We start from the raw sequence: 11,386 nt of genomic DNA on the forward strand, positions 1-11,386 counted from the left end.
CTTTCTATTTTGTCAGCGCGTTTTCGCAGTTTACATCACGCGAGCGAGGGAATAGTGAAATATTATTAACTATCATTATTGATTTGTATTGAGGGTGTTTCTGTTGCTTTTTTCAAAAATAAAAAATCATTTTACCAGATTAGGCTTGAAAAACTTGATCCATATCGCTAAATTTAGTTTTATTTCTATCGTTATCATTGGTTTTATTTCTTTCATAGCAAGTATGTTTATAAACACATTTGTACAAAGCATATTAGCAGATCATTTTGGGATGTTTAGTGAATATGTTAGTACAGTGAACATTGTTACGTTTTACGATATTTTGATGTTGAGCCATTTGACAGCACTAGATTTTGTCTTTCATATTTTAACGAATATGTTTTTCCTTAGTAGCAACGGTGGACTTTTACTATTTATCATCATTCCGGCCCTTCCAATTTTCATTTGTGGATATATGTTACATCGTAGCACTGACAAAACGCCATTAGATAGAATGATTTCTGTGATTACTTTTGCCGTTTTTTATACCATTACCCTATGCGTTATATCTATTTTTGCAAACTCCGATATTGCACTGTCTATTCCCTCTGATTCAATGGGAGGAATTGTGTCTTTAGATAAGAACTACGCTTTATGGAAAACTGCAGTGAACGGTTTTTTCATTAGTAGTTTATTTTGTTCATTTGGATCATTTACCGAGTATACAGTTCGTCACCTGCACAATAAAACGAAAACTATACAACAACCAGTTTATATCGCGTTTATCAGTACATTTATTGGCATCCTCATCTTGTCTTGCATCTCGTTTATCACGATTTCCATTAGTGATGATTTTTCAGACGACACATTACAAACGAAAGCACTTCTCACCTCTCAATTTAGCAACTACTATTGGGGGATATCTCAATTAGGGACACTTCAGTTTGAACTAAACATGTATAATCCTGAGGTGTACGAGGAAGAACTCACAGTCTCCTATTCGATTGTTGAAGGCGTTAATGCAAGCGAGGATCAGCGTGGTTACGAAGCAATCATTGCTTCATTATTTGGGAACTATATTTACTTATCAGTATTCGTTCCAATTCTCCTTCATCTATTAGCTGGATGGCTTGGAGGCTACAGCAGTATAAAGCATCATACTAACTTTTTACATTGGATCATCCTTTATAGTGTTACTATAGGTGCCTTTCACTTCATATTTGCACATCTTAGCAGCTTGACGTTTCATACTAATTTTAGCGACTATATTTATGTCCATTTAGGTTTTTCTGCCACATCATTATTTTTCACTTCCACAGCCTTAGCGTTATTATTTGGGACAGTCGGATATTTTGCACATCGGTTTTACTATATAAAAGAGGGGTAGTTCTTCTGCTGTTAAACATAAACAAGGCGAGTGAATCGTTTCTGAATCACTCGCCTAGTATATTTATTATCTACCTACGATTTGAAATTTCGCAAAAGATTGTCCATGTTTTTTGTTAACGTATGAATGGATGTAAACATTGCATTGACTTCCTCCATCGCTTCCTTTTGTTGTTGTGCTGCCGAGGCTACTTCCTGATAGCTAGCCCTTGACTGCTGCATAATACTAGCTGTATTCGTTGTCGATTGAACTATTTGGTCATTTCCTTCTGCTAACCCTTTCATCGAGTCGTTGATTTCCGCAATTTGCGCTTGAATAACAGTAGCAGAAGACTGAATGTCTTTAATGACATTATGATTATCGTTCACAGAGTTTGACAGCGATAAAATTCCTTTTTCACTCTCACTGTTATCATTAACGATATTACTAATGCCGTGCTGCACTTCTTGAATAAGCTCACGAATATCTGACGTCGATTGAGACGATTGTTCAGCTAACTTCCTCACCTCATCAGCAACTACCGCAAATCCTCTACCATGTTCCCCTGCTCTTGCCGCCTCAATAGAAGCATTCAAAGCTAACAAATTTGTTTGTTCCGCAATATCGTTAATAATGTTAATAATTGCATCAATTTTCTCAGACTGTCCTACAAGCCTTTTGACACTTTGATTCGTAGTAGATAGTGTATTTTTCACTTCTTCTGCGATATTTAAAGAATAGTTTATCGTTTCGTGCCCGTTTGAAATGGCTGTAATGACATCCTCCGAAGATTTATTTGCTTCTTCTAAACTTGCTAAAATTTCTTGGTTTAAGCTTGATATTTCATGTGCGCTCTCCACAATCGCATTAATGTCCTCACCAATTTGGTCTGTACCTGATGCAACCTGCTCCATACTCGAAGCAATTTGTGCCGATGATATTTTCGTTTCATCGGTCGTCGTTCTTAGAACATCGCTTTCTGACTGCAATTGTCCACTTAAGCGTTGTGTTTCCTTCGTAATCTTTTGAATTGTTTTTGATGCATTTTGGAATGACTCCCCGATCACTTGAAACTCATCTTTCGTTTTGATAGAAAAATCTTGAGTAAAATCGTTGTTTGCAAATGCCTCTGCCATTTCCATCAGATTTTGAAGTGGCTTTCTTAGCACAATGCGAATGATAAAATAAGCACCTAACGCCGTAATCATAATACTTGCAATAGCGGTTAGTACAGTTATCAAAACGTGATTTTCCACATAACTAGACACATAACCTAAAATCGTACTTTGAAGCGAAATAACGATAAATATTAGTAAAATAATGGCAATACTTAGTTTGAACTGAAGACCAAAACGTATTTTTTTCACATTAACACCCATCCTTTTTGTCTAAATAATATGTCGGTAAGATATATAGGATATATGGTATCACAAACAGATTTGGAATAGGGAGATATTGTCGAAAAAATTAAAATTTTGTTGAAAAATGTGATTTATTTAATTGACAGCTAGATGTACCTCGTCTTCAGGCGCTCTCATGCTCGCGTTTCCTCGCGATTTGAAGGTGAGACTTTTGAACCCGGGTTACAACTAACCCGGGTTCGTTTTCCTCACCTTCAAACGCTCTCATGCTCGCGTTTCCTCACGTTTTGAAGGTGAGACTTTTGAACCCGGGTTACACTCAACCCGGGTTCGTTTTCCTCACCTTCAAACGCTCTCATGCTCGCGTTTCCTCGCGATTTGAAGGTGAGACTTTTGAACCCGGGTTCGAACTAACCCGGGTTCACTTCCCTCACCTTCAAACGCTCTCATGCTCACGTTTTCTCACGTTTTGAAGGTGAGACTTTTGAACCCGGGTTCACTCCAACCCGGGTTCGTTCCCCTCACCTTCAAACGCTCTCATGCTCGCTTTTTCTCACGTTTTGAAGGTGAGACTTTTGAACCCGGGTTCACTCTAACCCGGGTTCATTTTCCTCACCTTCAAACGCTCTCATGCTCGCGTTTCCTCGCGATTTGAAGGTGAGACTTTTGAACCCGGGTTACAACCAACCCGGGTTCATTCCCCTCACCTTCAAACGCTCTCATGCTCGAGTTTCCTCCTGTTTTGAAGGTGAGACTTTTGAACCCGGGTTACATTCAACCCGGGTTCGTTTTCCTCACCTTCAAACGCTCTTATACTCACGTTTCCTCACGTTTTGAAGGTGAGACTTTTGAACCCGGGTTACAACTAACCCGGGTTCATTTTCCTCACCTTCAAACGCTCTCATGCTCGCGTTTTCTCACGTTTTGAAGGTGAGACTTTTGAACCCGGGTTACAACTAACCCGGGTTCGTTTTCCTCACCTTCAAACGCTCTCATGCTCACGTTTCCTCCTGTTTTGAAGGTGAGACTTTTGAACCCGGGTTCACTCTAACCCGGGTTCGTTTCCCTCACCTTCAAACGCTCTCATGCTCACGTTTCCTCGCGTTTTGAAGGTGAGACTTTTGAACCCGGGTTCACTCTAACCCGGGTTCACTTCCCTCACCTTCTACTACTCCACTCTCTAATCTATAAAAACGATATAACTAAATACAAAATCGGTAAAGTAATTACTAACAAAACTGTGTTAATTAGCCAGCTTGAGTTAGCTAAATTAACGTCTAGTTTAAATAACTGCGGTGGTACTAACGATGAGAATCCTGGTGGCATAAAAGCTAAAATGACGAGTACTTTAAATGGAATGCCATCGTAGATTGTGTGAAGGCCCACAATCAAGCCGAGAGGAATAACAATTAAAGGAACGATACCATACTTAATTGCTGTGATAGTAAAGCCCTCTTTTAAGTAGCCCCGTGTTTTATTTAGCATTAAGCTAAAGCCAGTTGGCACGACTAGTAATATTGTAAATAAAGGAACTAAAATGCCGTTTAATGTTGCAAAAAATTCAGGACGGTCCCACGGTGATAGGTTTAATATTGTACCGAGTAATATTGCTACAAAGGTAACGACAATGAAAGGATTTGTTATGATTTTCATAAATGCTGATTTTTCTTTTACTTCTTTCTTTTTTTCTCCGTAAGATTGAGCTACTGGGAAGCCTACTGTGTAATATAGAACATCCTCGAATAAACGAAATAACGCCACAAAGGCTAAACTCGCTTCCCCTAGGAAGACATAACAAAACAGTGCGCCAAAGCTGCCTAAGTTTGTGAACATGCCGGATGTAAACATTGATCCTGTCTTATGAGCGGGAAGCTTTAAGACTTTTTTCGATGCGTATATAGCTAATGTACCTCCCATGATGAGGGTAATTAGCCCTAAGGCAGGCAAGGAGATTAAGCGAAGATCGTCCAATTGTACATACCAAAATGCAGCGAAGAGTATGATTGGATTCACGACTAAAAGTGCTGTCATTGTTGATTTTCTTAATAAAGCATGCGTTTTTTCAAATGATTGTATTTTTCCTTTGTCAAATAATAAACGAATGCCTCTTCCTACTAAAAGACCTAAAACAATAATCGATAGTGCAAATATAAAGTTCCCCATTTAGATTTCCCCTCTGAATTTCATATCCTCTATCGTACCATCGTTTTTTATTAAGTTCATCTAAAATACTAAAAGGGTAATTAACTCACATAATGATGAACTGAAATAAACCCGAATAAAGCACAGTGGTGCTTATCCGGGTTAGTGATTATTCGCATTTATTTTATTACACTTTGTTTACGTTTGTAGCTTGCGGGCCACGTTGTCCTTCTTCAATCTCAAACGTAACCTCTTGTCCTTCATCAAGGGTCTTAAAGCCTTCTCCTTGAATAGCTGAGAAGTGAACGAAAACATCGTCTCCATCTTCTCTTTCAATAAATCCAAAACCTTTTTCACTGTTAAACCATTTTACTTTACCTTGTTCCATTTCTGATTTTCCTCCTTGCATGTACCTAAACATGAATTAAATTATCGTGCATTTTATTTATTGCCCAAAGTACATAAAATTAAACATACCAACATATCACAAATCACAAACTTTTAATGATTTTTTTAGCAGTTTCAGCTTGTTTTCTACGTATTCGTAGATCGCAGGATTATTTTTTTCATCTAATTTAAAATAAGGCAAACACTTTTCTATGTAGGAAATCCCTTGCTCAAGATAGCCTAACTCGACCTTATTAATGCCGACTTGATATAATAATTCACCACGTAAATATAATAAGTCATATTGTTCACATAAGCTTTTTCCTCGCCAGGCATGGTTTAAAGCATCTTGAAAATTTCCTTTTAATCCAAAGGTTCGAGAAAGGTTATAGTACACTCTAATTAAAATTTTTTCATCGAGTAATTGATCTCTGTCACGTAACACATGAAGCGCTTTCTTGTACAATTTTATAGCGTAATCATAATTTTTTGTTTCTCCACTTGTGATGGCTATGCTTATTAAAATCTCTACTTCCCTTTCACTAAGTACACTACTGTTAACTGATTTGCCTGTTACAGCTAAAGCGTCATGAAAGTGTTTGATTGCGATATCTATATTCCGGTCGATATGAGTATAACAAATCCCTAAATTCCAAAGCATGTATTGTTTACCACTTACATGCTGAAAACAAGGTTTATTTTTTTCTCCTAAAATAAATTGCTTTATTCCTTTGTAATCCCTCTTTCGTTTAAGGGTATCTATTGCTTTCTCTACTTCATCAAAATAAGAAGCATATGGTCGTTCCTCTTGGAAAAAGTACTCATAAGATACGCCCAAACGATTGAGAAGTCCTCTGAAAATAACAATGTTCGGAATCGCATTACCACTTTCAATTTGACTTACAAACGCTTGTGTACAAATGCCTTCCGCTAATTCACCTTGTGACATATCAATGCTTTTACGATAGTGTAATATCTTTTTTCCAATAGGAACCATGAGCACCATCCCTTACTCCGTTTCCTACAATATAACGAAATTTATATTTTTTTACTATATAGTTCAAAAATTCTACATATGTTCACAAATTATGGGATAAAGCGCCTATTTTTACGTTTTTTGTGTTTCGCTAAATCATTCCATTTGATCTATATTTAAATCATAAGGAGGGGGAATATTGAAGAAGAAACTCGTTGCTGCTTTTATCGTACTAAACCTATTGTTCTTATGTAGTCCTTTACAAGTAGATGTTCCTGTTAGTAGTGCTTCCTTAATACAGCCTCAAAATGACCTCCCAGAGCAACATTAAAGTCAACCACGATTAGCTTAGCTAGACTATCCAGAAGTACATAAGAACGAAGGTGTACCATAGACTTTTATAACTTCTATTATGGCTACACTCGTCGCGCCCACTATAAGGAACAACCTTAGAGTGGGCTTTCAAGTGGATGGTGCAACTAACAAATACCTAAAGGGTGCCTTCATAATAAAGGCACCCTCTTTTCATTATCTAGTTAAAACTAATTTGCTTTTTGCTCCAAATTTACATCTATTTTAGCTGTTCTTCTCACTCGGTCTAAAATGAGATAAACAGATCGAATTTCTTCTTTCAGTTTTTCATTTTCCTCAACGAGCAAGTCATTTTCAGTTCTTAACTGTTTTAACTCCTCTATGGTTAATTCGCTATCTAGTTGCTGTAGTGCAAGCAATACTTCTTTTATTGTTAATTTATCGATATGTATGTTTTTATTTTTATTAACTGGTTTTTCTTTTGTTTTTGGAGCTGCTTTCACTTTATTTTTATTTTGCTTCTTTGAACTGTTTACGGTTTTGTTATTACCGCCTTTTAATTTCTTCAACTCATTTTTATAGTCGTTTCTTAACGTAGTATTCCAGCGGTAGCCACATGCTGCTGCAGTTCTGTTTAATTTTTTCCCAGCTTCTTCAAAAGCTGCAAGCTGTGTGCTTCCATTTTGTAGGTGATGTAGTACTATATTTGCTAATTCAATCTGCTCCTGTTCATTCCAGCTATCTTTTCTTTCTTTTGTCATTTAGAAACCCCTCTCCAACATTTTATTAGAATTATAGTCTAATAGTTTTACTTTTATACTTATAAACAGAAATTTTTTTACTAGATTTCCAGATTTCCAAGGAATACAGATTTCATTTTTTTCATAGCTTTGTGAAACCTTCTATAAAATACACTCAGTTATGTAATATAGATTCCTATAGTATTTAGACAAAAACAACAATCCCTAACCAATATAAGTGATATAGGTTTATTACTGCATATAATCCGAAACAAGCGTATATCGCTATGTCAATCAATCTATTACCGTATACATATTGATATAAGATATATAAAACAATTGGTAATAGTAATTTATATAAATAAAATATGCCTACGTTTAATTCATATAAAAATCTAGCGAAAGGATTCCACTCTGCGATGAAGTTTAATCTTAAGCCAACGTCGGTAAACAATGCATCTGTAAAACTTAATAAAATAATCCACATAACTAACGAATTTGTAATGTTATATTTTTTCGATTCAATATTTACGTCATTTTCACGCTTTGCTACCGCCATAGCTAACTCCTTTCCATAGGACACTCTTGTTCTTTATAACGATTTTATAATTCTATATATAGAATTTCAATAATTTTCTTACTTTTTATACTTTTTAATTTATGAATATTTATTATTAAGTGATACATAATATGAAATGTAATAAAAAAGCCTCCTACTATGAGGAGACTTTTTTAACAAACTATATATTAATGGGGGAATAATAATATATTGGTCAATTTTTGATTACTTTATACCTTACCTAAGAAAAAACTAAAAACGGGCTTAGTAAAGCCCGTTTTTAGTTTTTTCTTAGAAGCGGTGAAGAAATGATGCCACTTATCTTTAAAGTAGTAGTGAACGCTCTTCTCACTACTACGCGTGGCAGCATTTCCACCGCCAAATTTATAGTTTTCTTAGATGCGTTGAAGACAATCACCCATCACTTTTCAACTAATAGTACGTTTTTGCATCTGGTTTATTACCCCAACTTTTTATTCGTGTTTGTTCATACATCATATATCGGTACCAAAAAAATGGTGACTCAAGGTAAATGTTCCCCTTTCAGTCACCATTTTTATTTACAGTTTTTTCATCATCCAGTATTTAATAAACCTGCAGCGACACCGCTAATAGTTAATAAAACCTCGGTTAGCAGTTCTTCCATTTGTGGATCTTCTTCATCTAAAGAACGCATTTTTTGAATAAGATCGACTTGAAGGAAGTTTAATGGATCAACATATGGATTCCTTCTATGGAAGGACTCTTGTATATTTGGAGTGTGATCAAGTAATTCATTATTACCTGTAATTTGTAAAAGCACCTCTCTTGTACGGTGGTACTCCTCAGTGATATTTCCAAAGATTCTATCTCCAATGGCTTTGTCTTCGATGAGATTAATATATTCCTTTGCCGTTGTTAAGTCAGCTTTTAGTAATGCCATTTGAAGATTGTTAATCGTAACTTCAAAGAATGGCCATTGTTGATACATTGTTTGTAAGAGGGATAAGTTTTCTTTCTCTTTTGAAACAAATGCTTGTAGTCCCGATCCAGCAGCATACCATGCTGGTAAGTTTTGACGACATTGCGTCCAAGCAAACACCCACGGAATGGCACGTAAATCTTCGAATCTCTCGCTGCCTTTACGTTTCATCGGACGGGAGCCGATATTAAGCGCAGCAAGCTCACGCAACGGTGTCGTTTGTTTAAAATAAGTTAAGAAATCTTGATCACCAAAAACGAGTGATTGGTATTTTTCTAGTGAGACTTTCGATATGTCTTCCATCGCCAATTCCCATGATTTTTCACGGAAATGGTCATGATCATTAGAGCCTGCAACCTTTGCAGAAGCTTCTAACAGTGCTGAAGACGCCTGCTCTAGATTACGATAAGCAATATCCTGTAATAAATATCTAGAAGATAAGACCTCACCTTGCTCGGTAATTTTTACGCCATCTCCTAAAGTTTCTACAGGCTGAGATAGTATACTTCTATTTAAAGGTCCACCACCTCGACCTAAAGAACCACCGCGTCCGTGGAAAAATTTCAAGCGAACATTAAATTCTTTTGCCATATCATGAATTTCTTGTTGCGCTTTAAAAAGCTTCCAATTAGCTGTTAACGTACCGCCATCTTTACTTCCATCTGAATAGCCGAGCATAATCTCCTGATGATTACCTCGCTCTTCAAGATGGTTTCGATACACGTCCATTTGGAATAATTGCTTCATGATTTCTGCACCTGCAACTAAATCATCTATCGTTTCAAGTAGAGGCGCTACATGAAGGCCACTTTCGACATATCCATCAGCGTGTAGTCGATAAATGCCTGCTTCCTTTGCAAGAACGAGAACCTCTAGTAGGTCACTAGCGGATTGTGTCATACTTACGAGATAAACTTGAATAGAACGACTTCCAAACTCTTCGTGTGCCTCCTTGATCATTTGAAACACTTTAATTACTTCTTGCGTTTCTCTTGAATAATCGCCATGGAACAGCATCACTGGTCTTGGGTCCTGTAACACATCATTTAAGATGTTAATTTTTTCGTCCTCAGGAAGCGCTGAATAGTCATCTGTAATGTTTACAGATTTAAGAATCTCCGCTATCGCTGATTCATGCTCACCACTGTGGTTTCTAATATCTAAAGTTGCTAAGTGGAAGCCAAATAGTTCAACTTGGCGCATGAGCTTCTCTAATGATTTTAACTTATGGTGAGACGATTGATGATTTTGTGCACTTTTATGAATCATCTTTAAATCATCTAATAGCTCTTCTGCATGAGAATAGCCGATTTCTGTAGATTGACCAACATATTTAATACGCTTTTGCATAATAGCAAACTTTCGGCGATAAATTTCTGAATCTACTGGCCATGTTTCTCCCTTTTTTAAGAAGATTCTTTCTTCATCCTCTACAGAAGAGATTAAATCCTCACTAATAGTGACACGGGATGTAGACTGACTAAATTTTCTCATTAAATCAACGATTGCTTGTTTATACTTTTTCAGTGCAAGCTTTCTTTGTAATCTTAACGTTTCCCATGTAATCTCTGGAGTTACATTAGGATTCCCATCGCGGTCTCCACCGATCCAGGAACCGAAGTGCAGGAAGTTAGGTACCTTCCACTCACTGTTAGGAAAATAGGAATCGAGTTGATCCTCTAACTCTTGATGAATTTCCGGCAACACGTCAAATAACGTTTCATCAAAGTAATATAGTCCATTCTTCACTTCATCAATTACTGTAGGCTTGCGATGACGGAGTTCATCCGTTTGCCATAAAGCGGTCACTTCATTAAATAAACTTTCCTCTAATGATAGTTTTTCTCGCTTTGTTAATATTGGATTATCAAATTGTTTAAGTATATCTGATATACGTTTTTGTATTTCTAGAATTGTTCGCTTCGCAGCCTCTGTAGGGTGAGCTGTAATAATAAGTTCAATAGATAAGTCGTTTAATACTTTCTGAATGACGTCTCGATCGTAATTATGCTCTTTCATAGATAGAACTGCACTTTCAATCGACACCGGTTGTACAACATGATCTTCCTCTAGTTGATATTGACGACGTCTACGTATACGGTGATTTTGCTCGGCAATATTAACTAAATGAAAATAGATTGAAAATGCGCGAATAACATTTTGACGTGTCGGTGCTTCGAGACTATTAATCTTTTCCTTTAATTTATTGTATGCTTCTTCATTATAATTTTTACGAAGATCCTTTGTCATTTCACGTATTTCTTCTACTTTGTTGAAAAGAGAAATCCCACCGTGATGAACAAGAATTTCACCTAATATATTTCCTAGCTTTTTGACATCATTTCGTAATAGAGAGTTTTTATCTTCAGTTTGTATCATACTTTGTCCTCCTATATTCAATAGTGATGTGCGGATTGGCCTACCTGACCCTCGGCGCGTGATTTTTGTAACGCACCATGGGTCAAGCACCCAGCGTTAGCTTAGTGATGATTCTTACATATATTATATAAGAAAAAACTCGGGAACACAGGTATTTATATATGTTAACAAATATTACATAGATAAACAAATATTTTCTGACTTTTCGGTAAAAAACAACGGAT

General features: G+C 36.5%; 9 protein-coding genes. 2 read left to right on the forward strand and 7 right to left on the reverse strand.

Going from position 1 to position 11,386, the window contains the following annotated elements; all coding sequences use genetic code 11:
* The first annotated feature begins 103 nt into the window (after nucleotides 1–103).
* Nucleotides 104–1,366 carry a hypothetical protein gene (locus BCELL_RS18195; protein WP_013490243.1) on the forward strand — a complete coding sequence of 421 codons (1,263 nt, stop codon included), beginning with the start codon at nucleotides 104–106 and terminating at the stop codon, nucleotides 1,364–1,366.
* A 74-nt stretch (nucleotides 1,367–1,440) separates the two neighbouring features.
* On the opposite strand, the gene BCELL_RS18200 is transcribed toward BCELL_RS18195, so the two are convergent.
* From BCELL_RS18200 to BCELL_RS18215, 4 genes are all read right to left on the reverse strand, one after another.
* The gene (locus tag BCELL_RS18200) at nucleotides 1,441–2,712 is read right to left on the reverse strand and encodes a methyl-accepting chemotaxis protein (RefSeq protein WP_013490244.1); all 1,272 of its coding nucleotides are present in this window, start codon (nucleotides 2,710–2,712) and stop codon (nucleotides 1,441–1,443) included.
* Between the two features lie 1,179 nt (nucleotides 2,713–3,891).
* The gene (locus tag BCELL_RS18205; protein WP_013490246.1) at nucleotides 3,892–4,869 is read right to left on the reverse strand and encodes an AEC family transporter; all 978 of its coding nucleotides are present in this window, start codon (nucleotides 4,867–4,869) and stop codon (nucleotides 3,892–3,894) included.
* 166 nt (nucleotides 4,870–5,035) lie between these two features.
* A complete protein-coding gene (locus tag BCELL_RS18210; RefSeq protein WP_013490247.1) occupies nucleotides 5,036–5,236 on the reverse strand; it encodes a cold-shock protein in 201 nt (66 codons plus the stop codon).
* 96 nt (nucleotides 5,237–5,332) lie between these two features.
* Nucleotides 5,333–6,232, reverse strand: coding sequence for a helix-turn-helix domain-containing protein (locus BCELL_RS18215; protein WP_041808400.1), 900 nt, complete (start codon nucleotides 6,230–6,232; stop codon nucleotides 5,333–5,335).
* Nucleotides 6,233–6,410: 178 nt separating this feature from the next.
* Here BCELL_RS18215 and BCELL_RS23250 point away from each other — a divergent pair, with 178 nt between their 5' ends.
* Nucleotides 6,411–6,542, forward strand: coding sequence for a hypothetical protein (locus BCELL_RS23250; RefSeq protein ID WP_280965482.1), 132 nt, complete (start codon nucleotides 6,411–6,413; stop codon nucleotides 6,540–6,542).
* Nucleotides 6,543–6,753: 211 nt separating this feature from the next.
* Here the strand turns inward: BCELL_RS23250 and BCELL_RS18220 are convergent, their stop codons facing one another.
* The 3 genes from BCELL_RS18220 to ppc form a co-directional block, all read right to left on the reverse strand.
* A complete protein-coding gene (locus tag BCELL_RS18220) occupies nucleotides 6,754–7,284 on the reverse strand; it encodes a hypothetical protein (RefSeq protein ID WP_013490249.1) in 531 nt (176 codons plus the stop codon).
* 184 nt (nucleotides 7,285–7,468) lie between these two features.
* A complete protein-coding gene (locus BCELL_RS18225; RefSeq protein ID WP_013490250.1) occupies nucleotides 7,469–7,822 on the reverse strand; it encodes a DUF5658 family protein in 354 nt (117 codons plus the stop codon).
* 574 nt (nucleotides 7,823–8,396) lie between these two features.
* Nucleotides 8,397–11,162 (reverse strand): phosphoenolpyruvate carboxylase, encoded by a 2,766-nt coding sequence (ppc, locus tag BCELL_RS18230; protein WP_013490251.1) that lies wholly within the window; start codon nucleotides 11,160–11,162, stop codon nucleotides 8,397–8,399.
* Nucleotides 11,163–11,386: the final 224 nt, after the last annotated feature.

This window comes from Evansella cellulosilytica DSM 2522, from assembly GCF_000177235.2.
GTDB classification, from domain to species: Bacteria; Bacillota; Bacilli; order Bacillales; family Salisediminibacteriaceae; genus Evansella; species Evansella cellulosilytica.

Excerpts from the sequence above, each read along its gene's own strand:
- BCELL_RS18205 (WP_013490246.1), bottom strand. The coding sequence starts at position 4,869 with ATGGGGAACTTTATATTTGCACTATCGATTATTGTTTTAGGTCTTTTA.
- BCELL_RS18210 (WP_013490247.1), bottom strand. The coding sequence starts at position 5,236 with ATGGAACAAGGTAAAGTAAAATGGTTTAACAGTGAAAAAGGTTTTGGA.
- BCELL_RS18215 (WP_041808400.1), bottom strand. The coding sequence starts at position 6,232 with ATGGTTCCTATTGGAAAAAAGATATTACACTATCGTAAAAGCATTGAT.
- BCELL_RS18220 (WP_013490249.1), bottom strand. The coding sequence starts at position 7,284 with ATGACAAAAGAAAGAAAAGATAGCTGGAATGAACAGGAGCAGATTGAA.
- BCELL_RS18225 (WP_013490250.1), bottom strand. The coding sequence starts at position 7,822 with ATGGCGGTAGCAAAGCGTGAAAATGACGTAAATATTGAATCGAAAAAA.
- ppc (WP_013490251.1), bottom strand. The coding sequence starts at position 11,162 with ATGATACAAACTGAAGATAAAAACTCTCTATTACGAAATGATGTCAAA.